This window comes from Streptomyces sp. NPDC085932, from assembly GCF_044540525.1.
Lineage (GTDB): Bacteria > Actinomycetota > Actinomycetes > Streptomycetales > Streptomycetaceae > Streptomyces > Streptomyces levis.
Window position 1 is genome coordinate 1,169,547 of record NZ_JBITSJ010000001.1, and the last position, 20,028, is coordinate 1,189,574.

17 protein-coding genes and 1 pseudogene are annotated in these 20,028 nt (G+C 74.0%); 11 read left to right on the forward strand and 7 right to left on the reverse strand.

All coding sequences use genetic code 11. The features are described 5' to 3' along the window. Positions 1-82: 82 nt before the first annotated feature. Positions 83-2,650 (reverse strand): CHAT domain-containing protein, encoded by a 2,568-nt coding sequence (locus tag ACIGAQ_RS04760; RefSeq protein WP_399780673.1) that lies wholly within the window; start codon positions 2,648-2,650, stop codon positions 83-85. Positions 2,651-2,828: 178 nt separating this feature from the next. On the opposite strand from ACIGAQ_RS04760, the gene ACIGAQ_RS04765 reads away from it, so the two are divergent. From ACIGAQ_RS04765 to ACIGAQ_RS04775, 3 genes are all read left to right on the forward strand, one after another. Further along, positions 2,829-4,259: a S8/S53 family peptidase gene (locus ACIGAQ_RS04765; protein ID WP_399779160.1), complete on the forward strand. Its 1,431-nt coding sequence runs from the start codon at positions 2,829-2,831 to the stop codon at positions 4,257-4,259. 62 nt (positions 4,260-4,321) lie between these two features. Further along, entirely contained in the window at positions 4,322-4,897 is a 576-nt protein-coding gene (locus ACIGAQ_RS04770) for a sigma-70 family RNA polymerase sigma factor (protein ID WP_311689123.1), read from the forward strand. Positions 4,898-4,959: 62 nt separating this feature from the next. Next, positions 4,960-5,424, forward strand: a complete 465-nt coding sequence (locus ACIGAQ_RS04775; protein WP_399780676.1) for a hypothetical protein — start codon at positions 4,960-4,962, stop codon at positions 5,422-5,424. 107 nt (positions 5,425-5,531) lie between these two features. Here ACIGAQ_RS04775 and ACIGAQ_RS04780 read toward each other — a convergent pair whose 3' ends face one another. Further along, the gene (locus ACIGAQ_RS04780) at positions 5,532-6,320 is read right to left on the reverse strand and encodes an N-formylglutamate amidohydrolase (protein ID WP_399779162.1); all 789 of its coding nucleotides are present in this window, start codon (positions 6,318-6,320) and stop codon (positions 5,532-5,534) included. Positions 6,321-6,367: 47 nt separating this feature from the next. Between ACIGAQ_RS04780 and ACIGAQ_RS04785 the strand changes: the two genes are divergently transcribed. Then, positions 6,368-6,709 (forward strand): DUF5713 family protein, encoded by a 342-nt coding sequence (locus ACIGAQ_RS04785; RefSeq protein WP_362285163.1) that lies wholly within the window; start codon positions 6,368-6,370, stop codon positions 6,707-6,709. 71 nt (positions 6,710-6,780) lie between these two features. Here ACIGAQ_RS04785 and ACIGAQ_RS04790 read toward each other — a convergent pair whose 3' ends face one another. The 4 genes from ACIGAQ_RS04790 to ACIGAQ_RS04805 form a co-directional block, all read right to left on the reverse strand. Continuing rightward, positions 6,781-9,000, reverse strand: coding sequence for an NADP-dependent isocitrate dehydrogenase (locus ACIGAQ_RS04790; RefSeq protein ID WP_362285160.1), 2,220 nt, complete (start codon positions 8,998-9,000; stop codon positions 6,781-6,783). Between the two features lie 186 nt (positions 9,001-9,186). After that, positions 9,187-10,284 carry a mechanosensitive ion channel family protein gene (locus ACIGAQ_RS04795; RefSeq protein ID WP_311689133.1) on the reverse strand — a complete coding sequence of 366 codons (1,098 nt, stop codon included), beginning with the start codon at positions 10,282-10,284 and terminating at the stop codon, positions 9,187-9,189. 237 nt (positions 10,285-10,521) lie between these two features. Continuing rightward, positions 10,522-11,286 (reverse strand): crotonase/enoyl-CoA hydratase family protein, encoded by a 765-nt coding sequence (locus ACIGAQ_RS04800; RefSeq protein WP_399779165.1) that lies wholly within the window; start codon positions 11,284-11,286, stop codon positions 10,522-10,524. A gap of 47 nt (positions 11,287-11,333) precedes the next feature. After that, on the reverse strand, positions 11,334-12,317 hold the full coding sequence (locus tag ACIGAQ_RS04805; protein WP_399779167.1) for a YbhN family protein: 984 nt from the start codon (positions 12,315-12,317) through the stop codon (positions 11,334-11,336). A 160-nt stretch (positions 12,318-12,477) separates the two neighbouring features. Between ACIGAQ_RS04805 and ACIGAQ_RS04810 the strand changes: the two are divergent. The 5 genes and pseudogenes from ACIGAQ_RS04810 to ACIGAQ_RS04830 all read left to right on the forward strand — a co-directional run. Then, positions 12,478-12,735 (forward strand): annotated as a pseudogene (locus ACIGAQ_RS04810) (ABC transporter transmembrane domain-containing protein); the annotation flags it as partial. A 235-nt stretch (positions 12,736-12,970) separates the two neighbouring features. Further along, positions 12,971-13,462, forward strand: a complete 492-nt coding sequence (locus ACIGAQ_RS04815) for a hypothetical protein (RefSeq protein ID WP_399779169.1) — start codon at positions 12,971-12,973, stop codon at positions 13,460-13,462. A gap of 110 nt (positions 13,463-13,572) precedes the next feature. Beyond that, the gene (locus ACIGAQ_RS04820) at positions 13,573-15,201 is read left to right on the forward strand and encodes an ATP-binding protein (RefSeq protein ID WP_362285153.1); all 1,629 of its coding nucleotides are present in this window, start codon (positions 13,573-13,575) and stop codon (positions 15,199-15,201) included. After that, positions 15,198-15,959, forward strand: a complete 762-nt coding sequence (locus ACIGAQ_RS04825; RefSeq protein ID WP_362285150.1) for a response regulator — start codon at positions 15,198-15,200, stop codon at positions 15,957-15,959. Before ACIGAQ_RS04820 ends, ACIGAQ_RS04825 begins: the two co-directional genes overlap by 4 nt. A 168-nt stretch (positions 15,960-16,127) precedes the next feature. Further along, positions 16,128-17,738 carry a serine/threonine-protein kinase gene (locus ACIGAQ_RS04830; RefSeq protein WP_399779172.1) on the forward strand — a complete coding sequence of 537 codons (1,611 nt, stop codon included), beginning with the start codon at positions 16,128-16,130 and terminating at the stop codon, positions 17,736-17,738. A gap of 17 nt (positions 17,739-17,755) precedes the next feature. Here ACIGAQ_RS04830 and ACIGAQ_RS04835 read toward each other — a convergent pair whose 3' ends face one another. Further along, the gene (locus tag ACIGAQ_RS04835; RefSeq protein ID WP_311689145.1) at positions 17,756-18,355 is read right to left on the reverse strand and encodes a hypothetical protein; all 600 of its coding nucleotides are present in this window, start codon (positions 18,353-18,355) and stop codon (positions 17,756-17,758) included. Between the two features lie 236 nt (positions 18,356-18,591). Between ACIGAQ_RS04835 and panD the strand changes: the two genes are divergently transcribed. Next, positions 18,592-19,011, forward strand: a complete 420-nt coding sequence (panD, locus tag ACIGAQ_RS04840) for an aspartate 1-decarboxylase (protein WP_311689147.1) — start codon at positions 18,592-18,594, stop codon at positions 19,009-19,011. A gap of 29 nt (positions 19,012-19,040) precedes the next feature. Further along, positions 19,041-19,385 (forward strand): GNAT family N-acetyltransferase, encoded by a 345-nt coding sequence (locus tag ACIGAQ_RS04845; protein ID WP_311689149.1) that lies wholly within the window; start codon positions 19,041-19,043, stop codon positions 19,383-19,385. Positions 19,386-20,028: the final 643 nt, after the last annotated feature.

Below are 20,028 nucleotides of genomic sequence, written 5' to 3' on the forward strand. Positions count from 1 at the left end.
CCGCCTACCTCCGCCGGAACCGACTCCGCCCCACGCCCCCGGCGGAACCGGGCGCTGCCGCCGGCCCTGCGCGGCGTTCGGTTCAGGCCGCTCCGAACGCCGAGAACGCCCATCCCGTCGCCTGGTGCAGGGCGTCGCCCGGAAGGGCGGCCCGGGCGTCGCGCAGGGCCTCGGCGAGGGACAGGCCGGCGCCGAGACCCTTGTGCAGGGCCAGCATCAGCGGCACCACCGCGGCGTCGTTGACGGGCGCGCTGCACGCCACCACCCCGGCCGTCCCCAGCGGCAGCAACGCGGTCACCAGGCCGAGCAGTTCGTCGGCGCCCACGGACGCGAAGCGTGCCGTGTCGCAGCAGGACAGGATGATCCGGTACGGGCTGCGGTCCAGCCGCTCGAAGTCGTGCACCACGATCGGCCCGTCCGCCATCCGCAGAGCGGAGAACAACGGGCTGTCCGCACGGAACGTGCCGTGCGCGGCGATGTGCGCCAGCGCCGCCCCGTCCAGCTCCCGCAACACCCCGGGCACACGCGCCCGCGCCTCCTCCAGGACGGTCGCGCCCGGATACCGGCCGGCCAGCTCGGGCACCTCCGCGCCGCCCGTCGCCAGGCCCGGCCCGCGCACCAGCACATGACGGCCGTCCGGCGGCGGCACCGTCTCCCGGGCGCGCAGCCAACTGCCCGCCGACGGCGACACGCTGAGCACCCGTTCCCTGAGCGACGGCAGCAGCGCCCACGGCACCCGGTGCAGCCGCCCCGGCGGCACGATCACCACCGGCCCACTGCCCAGCCGCGCAGCGGCCGGCCCCAGCAGCAGCTCCTCCAGACGCCGCCCGGCCGCCTCCACCACCGGCAGCCGCGCGTCCGCCCCCGGATGCGCCAGGCGCCGCAGCCCGGCCTGCACGTGCTCGGCCTCCCGCTCCGCCTCGGCCAGCAGCCCCGCCTCGAACCGGCGCACCCGTCCCCGCCCGCACACCAGCACCTGCACCCGGCCGTCCAGCACGGCGAGTTCCACCAGCAGCGTCTCGTCGCCGAGGTGTGCCAGCAGCCGGTCCACGTCGAACCGGTCACCGTCCCCGGGCGCCTCGCCCCGCATGTGCAGGGTCCGGGACCGGATCGCCCGCTCCAGCCGCCGTTGCTCCCGCTCCAGTGCCACGACCGGCCGGCCCTCCATCCGCGCGGCCTCCGCACGCGAGGCGATCTCCCGGAAGGCGGTCATGCCGCTCAGCAGCTCCGGGTCTGCGGGCGGCCGGGTCGGCGGTGTCGCCAGCACCGTGGCCCGCCAGCGCTCGCTCCACACCAGCAGCCGCCGGGGCCCGCCCGAGACCAGACTGGCCCGCTGCGCCAACGCCGCGAGCTCCGCGCCCTGTTCGGTGGCCCGGGCCCGCAACTCCGAGGCGCCCAGCGTCATCCGGTGGTCGTCGAGCACGTCCAGGCCCCGCCGGCACGCCTCCAGCACGCCCCTCGCCGACCCGGCGGCCCGGGCCCGCAGCGCCTGCGCCGACCAGCCCGTCAGCCGCGCCAGCGGCGGACCGCTGCGCCGGCTGCGCGCCGCGACGGCCAGATGCCGCTCCGCGTCCGCCGTCCAGCCCAGATCCAGCGCGATCCGTCCCGCGAGCAGCGACGCCTCCGGCGCGGCCGGAGCACCGAACGACGCCAGCTTCCCGGCCACCGCGGCGGCGTCCGCGACCAGCCGCCCCGAACCCCGCCCGGCCGCGTGCCGCGCCTCGGTCAGCACCAGCCGGGCGTGCGTCTCCCACCAGGTGCGCCGCTGCCCCGCGAACAGCCGTACGGCGAGGGCGGCCCGGGCGATCGCGGTGTGCGGGTCCCCGGCCAGCCGTGCGGCCCGCGCGGCGGCCAGCAGCAGCTCCGCCTTGCGGGTGGACTGCCCGCCGATCCCGTCCAGCTTCCCGATCGCGCCGTCCGCCTCCGCCAGCGCCTCGGGGGCCAGCCCGGCCGCCATCAGCACCTCGCAGCGCCGGATGTTCAGCATGAACGTCGGTGTGCCCAGCCGGGCGTAGCGCTCCTCCGCCTCGTCCAGCAGCCGCAGCGCCGCGGGCACGTCCCCGGAGCGGAACGCGGCCAGCCCCCGGCTCTCCACCGCGTCGGCCTTGTCGTGCTCCTGGCCGGTGGTCTCCCACAGCGCCTCGGCCGCGGTGAAGTCCGCCTCGGCCCGCTCCACCGCGCCGAGCGCCAGGTGCACCGTCGCCCGCAGGGTCAGCGCCCGGGCCGTCCAGATCACGTCCTCCGCCTGCCGCAGCACGGGCACGGCACGGCGCACGTCCTCCAGCGCCTCGCGGTGCCGGCCGAGCACCCACCACACGTACGCCCGCCGGTACAGCACCCGTGCCCGGGTGAGCCCGCCGCCCCGCGCCACACCCCGCTCGAACGCCGCCAGGCCCTCCCGGGTGCGGCCCGCGTGCACCAGCGCCACGCCCGTGGTGGCCAGCACGTCCGCCTCCCGGTCGGCCGAGCCGGCCCGCGCCGCGCACTCCCGGGCCCGCCGCAGATGGTGCAGCGCGAGCCGCAGATCGCCGAAGTCCCGCTGCCAGATGCCGATCACCTGGTGGGCGACGGAGGCGTGCAGCGGCGCGGGGCCGGCGTCCAGCAGCGCCGTGGCCCTCGCGAGGGCCTCACCCGGGTCGGCGAACACCATCGGCAGCAGTTCCAGCACCGAGTCGCTTCCCGCCGTCACTCCACGGATGGTAGTGCCACCGAACCGCACCCCACAGGTTCGGAGCTGTATCAAAAACCCGCCCGGCGACTCATGCCGACAGAATCGACGACCGCTCCGCGCACCGACCGCCGCCGTCGCACCCACGGGAGGACCCGCCATGGCACCTCAGCGATTCCACGAGCAGTTCGAGCAGATCCAGCGCTCGATGCCCGGCGTCCCCCTGGCCATGGGGCCCGACGACTCGGCCGAGTTCATGTACGAGAAGGGCGTCGTCCTCGTCCGCGACGGCGAGGAGGCACAGATCGTCGAGGACACCGTACGGGCCCACTTCACCGCGGCGCCCGACCTCGACCAGGAGCAGGTCCGCCGCGCGGGCCCGCCCGCCAACCGCAGCGGTGTCACCCGGATCCGGGTCGGCGACCCCGGCGAGGGACACCGCGGAGCGGACCGGGCCGTCGCCCACGCGCTGCGGTCCGTGCGCGAGCGCGAGGCACGGGCGGGTCACCGGATGGTCGCCCGCAACCACGTGGTGCACATCGCGGTCAACGCCTGCCCCGGCGACGAACCGGTCCCCGCCCCGCTCAGCGAGCCACCCAACCCGGCGCCCGCCGACGCGCCTCACGACCCGGGCACCGCCGTCGGCGTCCTCGTCGTCGACACCGGTCTCATGCACGACTACCGCTCCTGCGGGCTGCTCGCCCACACCGAGGGCGACGCCCAGCTCCAGGAGTGCGACGAGCAGGGCATCCTGCAGCAGTACGTCGGCCACGGCACGTTCATCGCCGGGCTCGTCGCCGCCGTCGCGCCCAACACCGACATCACCGTCCGCGGCACCCTCAACGACGCGGGCGCCATCCTGGAGTCGGAGTTCGGCGAGAAACTCTTCGAGGCCGTCGACACCGACGGCTGGCCCGACGTCCTCAGCCTCTCCGCCGGCACCTCCAACGGCCGCACCGACGGACTGCTCGGCGTGGAGAACTTCATGCGGGAACTGCGCGCGCAGCGCACCCTGCTGGTCGCCGCCGCCGGCAACAACGCAGCCGCCAGCCCCTTCTGGCCCGCCGCCTACGCCGACCTGCCCGGCTGGGAGGACTCCGTGCTGTCGGTCGGCGCGCTGCGCAGCGACGGCGAGCACGGCGCCTGCTTCACCAACCACGGCCCCTGGGTGAAGGTGTACGCCCCCGGCGAGCGCCTCACCGGCGCGCTCACCGGCTTCGACACACCCGTCCCGTACGTCTACCAGCACTCCACCTACGACGCCTGCCGCTACGGCTTCACCTACGACTGCACCTGCCGGCACCCGCGCCACAGCGGCGTCCTCAGCGACGAGGGCAACGCCGCCAAGCCGGACCAGGTGATGTTCGAGGGCTACGCGCAGTGGAGCGGCACCTCCTTCGCCACCCCCGTGACCGTGGGCATGATCGCCGCCCACATGACGGCCCACAAGGAGACCGACCCGCGCGCGGCCCGGCGCCAACTCCTGGCCACCGCGGCCGGGGTGGCCGAAGTGCGCGGGGCCCAGGTGCCGGCGCTGCGGCCGCCGACCTGGCGCCCGGTGCCGGTCGTGCGCCAGGCTCCCGGCCTGTGAGGGCCGGAGCCGCCCCCTCCTCGGCGTACGATGACGTGCCGTACACGAGGGGTGGGGCTGCCGTGGAACGTACTGAAGCCGGCGCGCTCGTCCAGGCCGCGGCCGACGGCGACGCGGCGGCCTGGAAGGCGCTCGTGGAAGGGCTGAGCCCCTTGGTGTGGTCCGTGGTGCGCGCCCACCGGCTCTCCGACGCGGACGCCCACGAGGTGTACCAGACCGCGTGGTTCCGCTTCGCTCAGCACCTCGGGCGGATCCGCGAGCCCGACAAGGCGGGCGCGTGGCTGGCGAGCACCGCGCGCCACGAGTGCCTGAAGGTGATCAGGAGCGCGCAGCGGCTGACCCTGACCGACGATCCACGGCTGCTGGACCGGATCAGCGAGGACGGCACACCGGAACAGTCGCTGCTCGACTCCGAGGAGGCCGCCGCCCAGAGCGAGCGCGTGCGGCGGCTGTGGCAGGAGTTCGAGGAACTGGGCGAGCGCTGCAGGCAGTTGCTGCGGGTGCTGATGGCCACGCCGCCGCCCAGCTACCAGGAGGTGTCCGCCGCGCTCGGCATCGCGGTGGGCAGCATCGGGCCGCTGCGCCAGCGCTGTCTGCGCCGGCTGCGGGCCCGGCTAGAGGCGCGGGGGGCGATGTGAGCGGCACGGACGGCACGGACGACCGGCACGGCCTGGACGACGGCGACGGCGACGGTGAGGACCTGTTCGGTGCGGCGGACTTCGACGACACCGAGTTCGACGACGGACTGCTGGAGGAGGAACTGCGGCGGGCCGCCGCCGTCCTCGACCCGGTCCCCGCGGAACTCCAGCAACTGGCCGTGGACGCCTACGCGTTGCACGACCTGGACGCCCGGGTCGCCGAGCTGACCTTCGACTCCCTGGTCGACGCCCTCCCGGTGCGCGGCGCCCCCGCCACCCCCCGGATGCTGACCTTCCGGGCGGGCGAGGTGACGGTCGACGTCGAGGTGACCCAGGACGGCCTGATGGGTCAGGTGCTGCCCCCGCAGCCGGCCCGCATCGAGGTGCTGGGCGGCCCGCGCCCCGGCACCCCGCTCACGGCGGACGACCTGGGCCGTTTCACCGCCGACACACCCCTGTCCGGCCCGTTCGCCCTGCGGCTGCGCACGGACGCGCACATCGTCGTCACGGAGTGGCTACGGGCCTGAACCCCTCCCCGCGAGCCCCGTTCACCAGGCGCAGGGCAGGGTCCGCGGCCCCACCCTCGCCGTGCTCTCACCCCCTGTCGCGCCGGAGTGCTCCGGCCGGTGACGGCTCAGCCGGACACCGCGTCGACGAGCGCGGCGAGCGCGCCGGCCGGCCGCTCCAGTCCGGGCCCGGCGGCACCGCCCGGCTCCGTCATGTAGGTGTCCCGGCGGATCTCCACCATCAGCGCCTCGACCCGCGGGTCGAGCCCGTAGAACTCCAGCGGCACGTACGTCCCGCCGAACGGGCTGTCCAGACCCGTCTCCCCGAACGCCTCCCGGGCGGCCGCCAGCAGGGCCGGTGAGGTGTGGAAGGCGTCCGTGCCCAGGCACACCGGCGGCCGGGGCCCGTCCCCGTGCAGCTCGTAGGGCAGCCGGCGGCTCGGGTAGGAGTGCACGTCGATGATCACGGCCCGCCCGGTGGCCGCCAGCCGGTCCGTCACGGCCCGGGTCATCGACCGGGCGTACGGCAGGAAGTAACGCTCGACGAGCGGACCGGCCTCGAAGTCCTCGGGTCGCAGCGCCGCGCCGTGCGTGGTCCGGGTGTACACCGCGCCCATGCCGACGGCCCGCATCTCCTCGCGCTCGTCCGGGAACCGCTCCGGGTCGACGACCAGCCGCGACAGCCGGTTCACGAACCGCCACGGCGTCACCGCGGCGCGGCCGGCCGCCGCCTCGGCGAGCCGGTCCGTGTGCGCGTCGGTGATGTGGTCCAGCTCCCGCGCGAGCTCCTCGTCGTCGAGCACGATCCCCGCGCGCACGTCGCCCGGGAGGTCCCGCGCGGCGTGCGGCACGTGCAGGATCACCGGGGAGCGGGCGGCGCCGGGCAGCAGCGCGAAGGACGGTGCGGCGGGGGGCATGGGGCGGCTCCGGGGCGGTTGTCAGTGGCCTGGTGCATGATCGCAGCATGTCCGTCGGCAACCGTGAAGTGACCACGCACCGGTTCCTCGAAGCGCTCTACGAGGACGACTACTACCCCGACCACGTACTGGACCGCGGCCGGGAGATCCTGCTGCGGCTGTGCGCGCGCATCGAGGCCGAGCAGCCCGCGGACCTGGCGGCGCTGTACGCGCTGACCCGGGCCGCCACGGAGGAGTTCAACGACCTCCAGAGCGCCTTCGAGGAGGCCGGCAGCGACCTCGAGACCGTGGCACGGGAGGAGCTGGCGGAGGCCTTCCGGTTCGTCGCCCGGACCTACGGCTTCCCGGACGCCGACGTGGAGGAGCTCATCGCCACCCGCGACTGGTGACGGACGCTCCGCCCCGGCCGGGCAGTGCCGACCGGGGCGGAAACCGCACGGGCGCCCCTCGGGGCGGGACGTCAGCTCAGGGACGCCAGCGCCTCGTTCCACGTGGCCGACGGGCGCATGGCCTCGGCGGCCTTCGCCGGGTCGGGCTGGTAGTAGCCGCCGATGTCGACCGGCTTGCCCTGCACGGCGACCAGCTCGTCGACGATCTTCTGCTCGTTCGCGGCGAGCGTCTCGGCGAGCGGGGCGAACGCCTTCGCCAGGTCCGCGTCGTCGGTCTGCTGCGCCAGCTCCTGCGCCCAGTACAGGGACAGGTAGAAGTGGCTGCCGCGGTTGTCGATGCCGCCGACGCGGCGGGTCGGGGACTTGTCCTCGTTGAGGAAGGTCGCCGTGGCCCGGTCCAGGGTGTCGGCCAGCACCTGCGCGCGGGCGTTGCCCGTCACCTTGGCGTACTGCTCGAAGGACGGCACCAGCGCGAAGAACTCACCGAGGGAGTCCCAGCGCAGGTAGTTCTCCTTGACCAGCTGCTGCACGTGCTTCGGCGCCGAGCCGCCCGCACCCGTCTCGAACAGGCCGCCGCCCGCCATCAGCGGGACGACCGACAGCATCTTGGCGCTGGTGCCCAGCTCCAGGATCGGGAACAGGTCGGTGAGGTAGTCGCGCAGCACGTTGCCGGTGACGGAGATGGTGTTCTCGCCGCGGCGGATGCGCTCCACCGACAGCTTCGTCGCCTCGACGGGGGACAGGATGCGGATGTCCAGGCCCTCGGTGTCGTGCTCGGCCAGGTACGTCTTCACCTTGGCGATCAGGTTGGCGTCGTGGGCGCGGGTCTCGTCCAGCCAGAACACCGCCGGGTCGCCGGTCGCGCGGGCACGGGTGACGGCCAGCTTGACCCAGTCCTTGATCGGCGCGTCCTTGGTCTGGCAGGCGCGGAAGATGTCGCCGGCCGCGACGGCCTGCTCGATCAGCGCGGTGCCGTTGCCGTCGACCAGGCGGACCGTGCCCGTGGTGGGGATCTCGAAGGTCTTGTCGTGGCTGCCGTACTCCTCGGCCTTCTGCGCCATGAGGCCGACGTTGGGCACCGTGCCCATGGTGGAGGGGTCGAAGGCGCCGTTGGCCTTGCAGTCCTCGATGACGGCCTGGTAGACGCCCGCGTAGGAGGAGTCCGGGATCACCGCGAGGGCGTCGTGCTCCTGGCCGTCCGGGCCCCACATGTGGCCGGAGGTGCGGATCATCGCCGGCATGGAGGCGTCGATGATGACGTCCGACGGGACGTGCAGGTTGGTGATGCCCTTGTCGGAGTCGACCATCGCCAGCTGAGGGCCCTCGGCGAGCTCGGCGTCGAACGAGGCCTTGATCTCGGCGCCCTCCGGCAGGGCGTCCAGGCCCTTCCAGATGCCGCCCAGACCGTCGTTCGGGGTCAGGCCGGCCGCGGCGAGCTTGTCGCCGTACTGGGCGAAGGTCTTCGGGAAGAAGGCGCGCACCACGTGGCCGAAGACGATCGGGTCGGAGACCTTCATCATCGTGGCCTTCAGGTGCACGGAGAACAGCACGCCCTGGGCCTTGGCCTCGGCGACCTGCGCGGTGAGGAACTCGCGCAGCGCGGCGACGCGCATCACGGAGGCGTCGACGACCTCGCCCTGCTGGACGGGTACGGACTCGCGCAGCACGGTGGTCGTGCCGTCGTCGCCGACGAGCTCGATGCGCAGCACGCCGTCCTCGGCGACCACCACGGACTTCTCGGTGGAGCGGAAGTCGTTCTGGCCCATGGTCGCCACGTTCGTCTTGGACTCGGAGGTCCAGGCGCCCATGCGGTGCGGGTGGGACTTGGCGTAGTTCTTGACCGAGGCGGGGGCGCGGCGGTCGGAGTTGCCCTCACGCAGGACCGGGTTCACCGCGGAACCCTTGACCTTGTCGTAGCGGGCGCGGATCTCGCGCTCCTCGTCGCTCTTGGGGTCGTCCGGGTAGTCCGGCAGCGCGTAGCCCTGGCCCTGCAGCTCGGCGATCGCGGCCTTGAGCTGCGGGATGGACGCCGAGATGTTCGGCAGCTTGATGATGTTGGCGGCCGGCGTCTTGGCCAGCTCGCCCAGCTCCGCCAGGGCGTCCGGGATGCGCTGGTCCTCGGTCAGGTACTCCGGGAACACGGCGATGATGCGCCCGGCCAGCGAGATGTCGCGGGTCTCCACCGGGACACCCGCCTGCGAGGCGTACGCCCGGACCACCGGCAGGAAGGAATACGTCGCCAGGGCGGGGGCCTCGTCAGTGTGCGTATAGATGATGGTCGAGTCAGTCACCGGGTGCTCCGCTCCACGTCTGCAACATTGCTCGACATCAAGATATCTCGTGATCGACCTCGTCTCGACAGGGGTCGGCGACCGGTTTCGGGCAACCGGCCCGCCTGCCGTGACCGGCCGGACACGGGGCGTCGCCGACGGCCGTCCACCGAGGTGGCGCGCATCACCGCCGGCGACGCCGTGTGGCTAGTCGAACCGGACGGAGGTCATCTCGCCCGGCTCGATCTCGCCGGTGCGCTGCTGCGGGATGGCGACCGCGCCCTGCTGCAGGGTCACCGTGCGGGCCGGGGCGGGGATGCGGATGCCCTCGGCACGGTAACGCTTGTGCAGGCGCTTGATGAACTCGTGCTTGATCCGGTACTGGTCGCTGAACTCGCCGACGCCCAGGATCACGGTGAAGCCGATCCGCGAGTCGCCGAAGGTGTGGAAGCGGATGATCGGCTCGTGGTCGGGCACGGCGCCCTCCACGTCCCGCATCGTCTCGGCGATCACCTCGTTGGTGACCCGCTCCACGTGCTCCAGGTCGCTGTCGTAGGCCACCCCCACCTGGAGCAGGATGGTCAGCTGCTCCTCAGGGCGCATGAAGTTGGTCATGTTCGCCTTCGCGAGCTGACCGTTGGGGATCACCACGAGGTTGTTGGACAGGTTGCGGATCGTCGTCTGCCGCCAGTTGATGTCCTCGACGTAGCCCTCCTCACCGCTGCTGAGCCGGATGTAGTCGCCCGGCTGGACGGTCTTGGAGGCGAGGATGTGGATGCCCGCGAAGAGGTTGGCGAGGGTGTCCTGCAGCGCCAGCGCGACCGCCAGGCCGCCGACGCCGAGGGCGGTGAGCAGCGGGGCTATGGAGATCCCCAGCGTCTGCAGCACCACCAGGAAGCCGATCGCCAGGACCAGGATCCGGGTGATGTTGACGAAGATCGTGGCCGATCCGGCGACACCGGACCGGGACTGCGTGACCGAGCGCACCAGCCCGGCCACCACGCGCGCCGCCGACACCGTCGCGACGAAGATGAGCAGCACCGTCAGCACCTGGTTGGTGTGGTGCTGCACCGTCCGGGTCAGCGGCAGCACCGCAGCCGCGCCGGCCGCGCCGCCCACCACCGCGGCCCACGGCACCACGGCCCGCAGCGCGTGCACGATGACGTCGTCCCCGCTCCAGCGGGTGCGGTCGGCGTGCCCGCCCAGCCAGCGCAGCAGGATCCGCAGCGCGAACGCCGCCAGCAGGCCCGAGGCGAGGGCGATGCCGGCGAAGAGCAGATCGTCCACGGTGAGCGCCCGGTTCACCGGTCACCCCCGGGGAGAAGAAGCGCGGCGCGGACCGCCGTCGCCGGCGGCCGGATGGGAAGTGTCGTCACGTCGTCCCCTGCTCGTTTCCGGGAAATCTCCGTCGGGGCCCGACCACCCTGACCCGCGGTCGGCCCGGCCGTTCATCCTGCCGCATCCCGCACGGGGGTTCGTACCGCGGACGGGGGTGAGCGGAGCGTGAATCAGCGCACATGACGTACTGTCACGTGGCCTCTCTCACAGGTCCGGGTACGCCCCGTGGCGGCCGGCGCCCGCGGCGAAACGGGCGGCGCCCTCCAGGCCTTCGGCGAGCACGTCCGCGCCGTGCCGGAACTCCGCCTCCAGCGCCGCCCGTTCGCCCAGACCCTCCTGGTCGAGGACGGAGGCCCGGTCGGAGCGCAGGCACGACTGCGGGAACCGGGCGATCGCGGCGGCCAGTTCCTCCGCCGCAGCACGGGCGCCTCCGGGCGGCACGACACGGTTGACCAGCCCCATGGCCAGCGCCTCGGCGGCCGGCACCGGACGGCCGGTCAGGATCAGGTCCAGGGCCCGGCCCGTGCCGATCAGCCGGGGCAGCCGCACCGTGCCGCCGTCGATCAGGGGCACGCCCCAGCGGCGGCAGAACACGCCGAACACGGCGTCCTCCTCGGCCACCCGCAGGTCGCACCAGAGGGCGAGTTCCAGACCGCCGGCCACGGCGTGCCCGGCCACCGCCGCGATCACCGGCTTGGACAGCCGCATCCGGGTCGGTCCCATCGGGCCGTCGCCCTCCGGCTCGACGTGGTTGCCGTGCCCGGAGCCGAGAGCCTTGAGGTCGGCCCCGGCGCAGAAGGTGCCGCCCTCGCCCCACAGCACGGCCGTCCGGGCCTCCTCGTCCGCCTCGAACGCCCGGAAGGCGGCGGCGAGTTCGGCCGCGGTCGGACCGTCCACGGCGTTGCGCACCTCGGGGCGGGAGAGGACGACCGTGGTCACGGGCCCCCGGCGCTCCACGCGTACCGGCATGGTGAAGTCCCTTCTGCGTGACGGAACCCCGCACGCTACCGGGCCGGTCAGATCACCTTCAGCCGCACCAGCGCGCCCAGCGTCAGCGCACCCGGTACCAGCGGCAGCCAGACCGTGACGACCCGGAAGGCCAGGACCACCGCCGTGGCGACCGCGGCCGGGCCGCCCGCCGCGACGAGCGCCACCACCAGCGCCGCCTCCACCGAGCCGATCCCGCCCGGCGTGGGCACCAGCGCCACCGCGCAGGTCGCCGCCAGATAGGCCACCGCCATGTGCGCCGCCGGCACGTCGAGACCGAGCGCCTGCCCCACCAGCACCAGCACGGACGCCTGCAGCGCGGGGAACGTCAGCGCGCCGCCCCACAGCGCCAGGGCCCGTGCGGGACGGGTGTGCACCTCGCGCGCCTCGCCCAGCGCGGTGCGCAGGAAGGACAGCAGGGCCGTGCGCAGCCGCCGGACCAGCACCAGCACCGCCACCGCGACGGCCGGCACCGCCCCGGCCCCGGCCAGCAGCGGGCCGAACGCCGTCTCCGGGACCAGCGCGCTGAGCCGCAGCGCGTCGGGGAACGCCAGGAGCAGGGCGCCCAGCAGGGCCACCCGACCGACGCTCTCCGCCAGCAGGTACAGCGCGAGGGCGGCCGAGGAGCGGGCGAGCGGCAGCCCGCACACCGTCATGAACCGCAGGTTGACCGCGCTCGCGCCCAGCCCGGTCGGCAGCAGGTGGTTGGCCGCCCCGGCCGCGAACTGCGTGGCCAGCAACCGCCGTCGGGGCAGCCGCTCGACGACCGCGCCCTGCCGGGTGCAGGCGGCGGCGACCCAGGTCAGGCAGGTCGTGCCGACCGCGGCCAGCAGCCACGGCCACCGGGCCGTGCCGAGATGGGCGAAGCCCTCGGCCAGCACCGAGCGGTGGCGCACCGCGACCACGGTCACGAGCAGGAGCGGGAGCAGGCACAGGATCTGTCGCAGGAGGCGGACCGGGACGCGACGGGGGAGTCGTCCCGGGCGGATGTCGGGGAGTTGGACCGCTGTCACATCCGCAGAGGGTTCCCAGGCCGTGCCAACGGCGGGTTGCGGGAGCGCTGCCTGGGGATTGCCTGCGGGGAGCGGCTGCGTGGGAAGCGTCATCGGGGCCTTTGCGCGGACAGTCGGGGGAGAGGGGGATCGGGCCGATTGTGCGGGATGTCGGGGGTGTGACGCGAGCTCCTCGGACGGCGGCGAGGGCACCGTCGTACGCCTGGCCCTGCTCATCGCGCTGATCTCGGTCGTCGAGGCGGCCCTCGGGATCCTGGGCCGCCGGCTCTCGGCCACCCCGGGCGAGCACCTCGTCCTCGATCTGCGCACCGCCGTCTTCGACCATGTGCGGCGCATGCCGGTCGCGTTCTTCACACGCACTCGTACGGGCGCCCTGGCCGCCCCGCTCAACAACGACGTCATCGGCACCACGGGGGCCCCAGACTCCCCCTGGGGAGCGTGACCAACGCCCGCATGCTGCCGGCGGCCGGGCAGCGGTAGGCGCGGCTGTACCCGACCCAGTTCGGCGCGACACACGCCACGGCGGACAAGGCGGCGTAGCCCAGGGCGCGCGCCACCGCGGACGACGCCGCCCGGCGCCCTGAACGCCACTCCGGGCCGGCGCGTACTCCCTGCCGAATACTCCACCGACCGCCCGCACCCGGAGAGGCGACGTGTCCCAGCAGCGACCGACCGAACCAACCGTCCACCGGACCCCGTCCCGCACCCGGCGCCTGCGCGCGGTCGCCGCGGCCGGGGTCCTGGCCGTGCTGCCCCTCGCCGCGGCCTGCGGCGGTGGCGGCGACGGCGGGGCGGCCGCGAAGCCGAGCACCTCCGGGGCGCCCGCCGCCGGGGTCGTCGCCCCGGCGAAGGTGGAGGTGATCGCCGGCCTCGCGGGCTGCACGGCGAAGATCCGCACCGAGGCGGACGAACTGCGCGAAGGCGTGTGCCGCACCCCGAAGGGCGACTTCCTCATCACCACCTTCCCGGAGGAACGGCTGAAGGAGACGTGGCTGGAGTCGGCGAGCGTGTACGGGGGCAGGTACCTGGTCGGCATGCGCTGGGTGGTCAGCGCCGAGCCCGCGATGCTGGAACCGCTCCGCGCGAAACTGGGCGGCACCATCCGGGAGTTGTCGGGCATCGGCCCCCGCCCGGACAGCTCCTGACCCCAACGGGCGCGGCACCTCCCTTCCGGTTTCCGCAGGTGGACGTCATGATGGTGCGACCCGGCACATGAGCCGCTCCCCTTGTGTCGCCCTCGCAGATTGAGTTCACCGTGGTCGCCGCCTTCCGTCGCCATTCGCTCGCGGGCGAGATGCTGGTGCTCCAGCTCGCCATCGTCGTGGTGGTGCTGCTGGCGGTCGCCGGAGTCTCCCTCGCCCAGTCGCAGGCCACGTTCAACCGCGTCGAGGGGCGCCGGGTCAGCGCGCTCGCCGAACAGCTGGCCGCCAACCCGCTGGTGCGCAGCCAGCTGGTGCGTCCCGCCCCCGGCGAGGCCCTCGCCCCGCTGGTGCTCTCCACCCAGGCCCAGTCCGGGGTCACCTCGGTGACGGTGGCCGACGCCGCCGGGCGGATCGTCAGCTCGACGAACCCCACGCTGATCGGCGGCCGTATGCCGCTGGGGCCGGGCACCGACCGGGGCCGCGGCTGGTCCGGGCAGCTGACGCTGGACGGCAGCCGTGAACTGGCCGCCCAGGTCCCCGTCCTCGGCGCGACCGAGGAGAACCTCGGCCGGATCCTCGGCACGGTGATGATCGGCGAGGCCGACCCCACGGTCTGGCAGCGGCTCAACGGCGCCTCCTCCTACCTCCTCGCCTACCTGGGCGTCGCCAGCGGTCTCGGCGTCGCCGGCTCCTGGCTGCTCGCCCGGCGGGTGAAGCGGCAGACCCTCGGCCTGGAGCCACGCGAGATCGCCGGGCTCGCCGAGCACCGGGAGGCGATGCTGTACGGGATCGCCGAGGGCGTGGTCGCCCTGGACCCGCAGCACCGCCTCACCCTCGTCAACGACATGGGCCGCCGCCTGCTCGACCTGCCCGAGGACTGCGTCGGCCAGAGCCTGGACGGCCTGGGCATCGACGGACGGCTGCGCGACGTGCTGGCCGGCACCGCCGCCGGCACCCGGGACGAGGTCGTGGTGCGCCACGGCCGGGTCCTGGTGATGAACCGCATGACCGTCACCAAGGACGGCCGGCTCCTCGGCTCGGTCACCACCCTGCGCGACCGGACCGAACTCGCCCGGCTGGAACGGGAGATCGGCTCCTTCCGCAGCTCCTCGGAGCTGCTGCGCGCACAGGCACACGAGTTCGCCAACCAGTTGCACACCATCTCCGGTCTGATCCAGATCGGCGAACAGGAGGAAGTGGTCCGGTACATCCGGGCGGTGAACCAGCGTCGCCAGTCCCTCGACGTCACCCTCAGCCGCCGCGTCCGGGACACGGCGGTGGCCGCGCTGCTGATGGCGAAGGCGTCCCTCGCGGCCGAGCGGAAGGTCAGCCTGCGGATCTCCGACGACACCGCGCTGGAGCGGCTCGCCCCCGAGGACGCCGCCGACGTGGCGACCGTCGTGGGCAACCTGGTGGACAACGCCGTCGACGCCGCCGGTCAGGACGAGGAGGCATGGGTGGAGGTGGCGCTGCGCCAGGACGCCTCCAGCGTGGAGATCGTGGTCCGCGACTCCGGCCCCGGAGTGGCTCCCGAACTGGCCCACGAGGTGTTCTCCCACGGCTTCACCACCAAGGCCGCCCGGGAGGGCGAGCGCGGCATCGGACTGGCCCTGACCAAGCTGGTCTGCGAACGGCACGGGGGCGAGATAGCGGTGTCCAACACCCCCGACGGGGCCGTGTTCACCGCACGCATGACCGTCAGTCACGTCGCCGGAACGGCGACGGAAGGAGCGGCCCCATGACCGCAGCACAGGATCCGGCACGGGACGCGGCGCGCGACGCGGCACGGAACCCGGCACGTCATGCGGCCCGGGACGCGGCGGACACCATCGACGTGCTCGTCGTCGACGACGACTTCATGGTGGCCAGGGTCCACCGCGCCTTCGTCGAGCGCGTCGAGCCGTTCCGCGTCGTCGGCGTCGCCCACACCGGCGCCCAGGCGATCGAGGCCGCGGACGCGCTCCGCCCCGACCTCATCCTGCTCGACCTGTACCTGCCCGACATCTTCGGCCTGGACGTGATCCCCCGGCTGCGCAGCGCCGGCCACGACTGCGACGTCATGGTGATCAGCGCCGCGCAGGAGGCCGACACCGTGCGCGGCGCGGTCCGCCACGGGGTGGCCGACTACCTCCTCAAACCGTTCGACTTCCAGGACCTGCGCACCCGCCTGGAGCGCTACGCCGCCCAGCGGGGCCGGCTGCTGACCGCCGTCGTCCGCGGCCAGGCCGACGTGGACCGGGTCCTGGCGGGCGCCTTCGCCCCGGCGGCCGTGCACACCCTGCCCAAGGGCATGAGCGCGGAGACCGCCGAACTCGTCGAACGCGCCCTGCGCGAGGCGGACGGCACCCTCTCCGCCACCGAGTGCGCGGCCCTGACCGGCGTGTCCCGCGTGAGCGCCCGCCGCTACCTGGAGTACTTCCACAGCACCGGCAACGCGGAGGTCTCCCTGCGCTACGGCGCCGCCGGACGCCCCGAACGCCGCTACGCCTGGCGGACCTGAGCCCCGGCGTCCGGGCGCCGACGGGCCCGGAACGCCGCTGGCACAACCCGGTCACCGATCGCCCGATCGCGGCCCGATCCGGCGGCAACGCCCGCGGAGGCGCCCGGTGCTGCTGTAATGAGCGCGGTCCGGGCACCCGGGCCGGCGAGACAGGGGGACGGAGCAGTCATGGAGAACTTGCGGCCCGGCGATCCGACGCAGGTGGGGGACTACCGGCTGCTCCGGCGGCTCGGAGCCGGGGGCATGGGGCAGGTGTTCCTCGGACGGTCCCGGCGGGGACGCACGGTCGCCGTGAAACTGGTCCACGCGCAGCTGGCGTACGACCCGGAGTTCCGCCGCCGCTTCCGCGCGGAGGTCGCCGCGGCGCGGCGGGTGGGCGGCCAGTGGACGGCTCCGGTCCTGGACGCCGACACCGAGGCGGACACGCCGTGGGTGGCCACCGGGTACGTCGCCGGACCCACGCTGCACGAGGCGGTGACCGGGATCTGCGGGCCGCTGCCTGAGCAGTCGGTGTGGCACCTGGCCTCCGGCCTGGCGCGTGCGCTGCAGAGCATCCACGCCTGCGGGCTGGTGCACCGGGACCTCAAGCCGTCGAACGTCATGCTCACGGTCAACGGCCCCCGGGTGATCGACTTCGGGGTCGCCCGCGCCGCGGACGCCAGCGTGCTGACCCGCACCGGTGCGATGGTCGGCTCCCCGGGGTTCATGTCGCCCGAGCAGATCCTGGGCGGGGAGATCACCGGGCTGAGCGACGTGTTCAGCCTCGGCCTGGTGCTGGTGTTCGCCGCCACGGGCCGGCAGGCGTTCGGTGGCCCGGACAGCGGCGCCCACGCGGTCATGCTGCGGGTCACCGAGGACGCCCCGGACCTGGCGGGCCTGTCCGGGCCGATGACCGCGTTCGTGACGCGGTGCCTCGCCAAGCGGCCCGAGGACCGCGTTCCGCTGTCCGAGATCGTGGCGACGGCGGAGGCGGCCACGGCGGGCGCCGACGCGGCGGCGTGGCTCCCGGGCGCCCTGATGGCGGAGCTCGGCCGGCACGCCTCCAGCCTCCTCGACCTGGAGGAGCCGCCCCCACCGACCCAGGTCGACACCCCGCCCGCGGGCCGGGCCGGTGACGCCGTGCACGCCCTGCCCACCGCGCACGGCGGACACGTCCCGCCCCCGCCGCCGGGCACTCCGACGCCGGTACCGATGCCCCCGGTGCCCACGCCGACGCCCACGCCGGCCCCCCGGATCACGGTGGCCACTCCGCCGATGCCACCGGTACCGGGCGGCTTCCCGCCGGGCGGCCGTCGCACCCGCAGGGTCGGCCCCGCCCTGCTGGTCACGTCGGCCGTGGTCGCCGTGCTCGCCATCGTCCTGGCCGTGAAGCTCCCCGGCTTCGGAGGCGACGACGACCGGACCGGCTCCGGGGCGTCGGGCGCGACCCCCTCCGCACAGTCACCGAAGGCTTCCGCCGCCGACTACGAGGGGAAGTGGACCGGCAACGTGCGCGAGGCGGACAACGACCTCTACTCGATCCAAGTGGACTACAAGGGCGGCGAGATCGGCGACCAGGTGGCCACCGTCGAGTACCCGTCGCTGGGGTGCAGCGGACGATGGATCCTCACCATGGACACCGGGCGTTCGGTTCAGGTCCGCGAGGAGATCACCGAGGAGAGCAGTCCGCTGAACTGCGTCGACGAGGTCGACATCGTCCTGACCCCCACGGGCAAGGACAGCCTGCGCTACGAGGTGACGAGCGTGGAGGACACCGGAACGCTGCGGCGGCGCGACTGACCCGCCGGGGGCGGACCTCAGTCGGGCAACGGCAGCGGGGGAAGCTGCTGGTACTCGGAACGGCCCCGGTTGAGCACCGAGATCGTCGCGGCGGTCAGCCAGGGCACGGTCGGCCCGGCCAGCCGCATCGGCTCCCACTGCTGGTAGTCGGTGAACAGCGCCCACTGGTCGAGCACCGGCAGGAAACTGATGATCTCGTGGTGCCGCAGCGACACCCACCGGTTCTCGGCCGCGACGTGCAGCAGCATGCGGCGGTCGGTGAGGATCGCACGGCAGGGGGAGAAGTCGCGCCACTGCGCCTGCGCCATGGCCTGCGCCCGGTTGCGGGCGCTGCTGTTGGCGACCGCGTCCCCGACCAGTCCGGCGGCGACGAACAGCGGCGACCCGAAGTAGAAGCCCGAACGCTGGTTGTAGGTCACGTTCATGCCGTAGAAGCGCGCGTACTGCGCCGCGACGTCGCCGTACGCGACCTCACCCGCTTCGAGCAGCACGCCCGGAGTGGCGACCGGGGCCAACTCCCCTCCGGCGCGCAGATGCCGGTGCAGTGAGCACGCTGCCTCCCAGCCCTGCTGGTGCAGCGCCTGCAGATGATCGTCCGCCGAGTTCCGATGCGCCACCGCTTCCCGCCCCCCACGCGACACCGAACGGTTGGATCTCCGTTCGTCCTTATGGTGCCAGGTGGGAAGCGGAGCGGAACCCTGCCGTGCCACGGAGGACCCGCGGCCGGACGGCTCGGTGTGATCCCCGGAACAACGCGGGACGGCTGACCGGACACGCGAACCGTTGTAGTCTCCGGACAACGCCCTTGACCTGCACAAAGCGGGCAGGGAGCAGAACAGTCGGGAGCCTTTCCATGCTGCGCACCATGTTCAAGTCCAAGATCCACCGTGCCACCGTCACCCAGGCCGACCTGCACTACGTGGGATCCGTGACGATCGACGCCGAGCTGCTCGACGCCGCCGATCTGCTGCCCGGTGAGCTCGTGCACATCGTCGACATCACCAACGGGGCCCGCCTGGAGACGTACGTCATCGAGGGCGAGCGCGGCTCCGGGGTGATCGGGATCAACGGGGCCGCGGCCCATCTCGTCCATCCCGGCGACCTCGTGATCATCATCAGCTACGCCCAGGTGACGGACGCCGAGGCGCGAGCACTCGCGCCGCGGGTCGTGCACGTCGACCGCGACAACCGGATCGTGGCCCTGGGCGCGGATCCGTCCGAGCCGGTACCGGGCTCGGACCAGCAGCGCAGCCCGCAGGCCGTCGGGGCCTGAGCGGGACGACGAGAGGCAGGAGCGTGTCCATGAGCGACCCGGAGATCCGTGACGACCGGGAGGCGGGCCGTCTGGAGGCCGTCGCCGACGGTGAAGTCCTCGGCCACATCGAGTACTTCGTGCTCGACAGCCCCGAACGGGCCCTCGTACCGGTCCACACGATCGTCGAGCCGGCCCACGAGGGCAAGGGCATCGCGGGCTCGCTGGCGCGCGAGCTGTACGCCATCGCCGCCCGCGAGCAGAGCGCGGTCGCCCCGCTCTGCCCCTACGTCGCCAAGTGGTCCGAGCGCCACCCCGACGAGGCCCCTCCGGCGCCCGAGCCCCTGCTGACAGCGGCCAAGAACTGGCTGAGGACCCACCCCGACCGCTTCTGACCGCCACGTCCCGTCCTGTCCCGGGCGCCCCGGCCGGGACGCCCGGGCGGCCGGGCAGCCGGAACGCCGGGCCAGCAGACAGCCCCTGCGCGCACGCCCCCACCCGGCGGGGCCACGACCCCGGCGCGAGCCGGGCGCCTCACCGCACACCGCCCCCGACCCCCACTCGCCGGGGAAGCAGCGCCCCACGCCCCGCGTTACGGCCTCCGCCCACGCCTCCCGCCACTGCCCCACCCCACTACCCCCACCTGCCCCCACCCCACTACCCCCACCTGGCCCCTCCCCATCCCGCCCCGGGGTGACTGTCGAGGCGGGTGTCGGGTAGGCGGGGGAGTAGTCCAGAGCCGGAGTCGTCCAACTGGCTGGAGGACCTGATGACGAACCCGTATCCCGACCCCGTGCCGCCGGCACCGACACCGGGCCCGGATCCCCGGCCGCCGGAGCCGCCCGGCCCCGACCCGGTGCCGAACCCGACGCCCCCGCCGGGCCCCGAGCCGACGCCTCCGCCGCCGTCGCCCACGCCGCCACCGGGCCCGACCCCGCCCCCGCCGCCGGGGCCCGGCCCCGTGCCGAACCCGCAGCCCCCGCCGGGCCCCGACCCGTCCCCGATCCCCCCGGGGCCGGACCCCGTCCCCAACCCCGA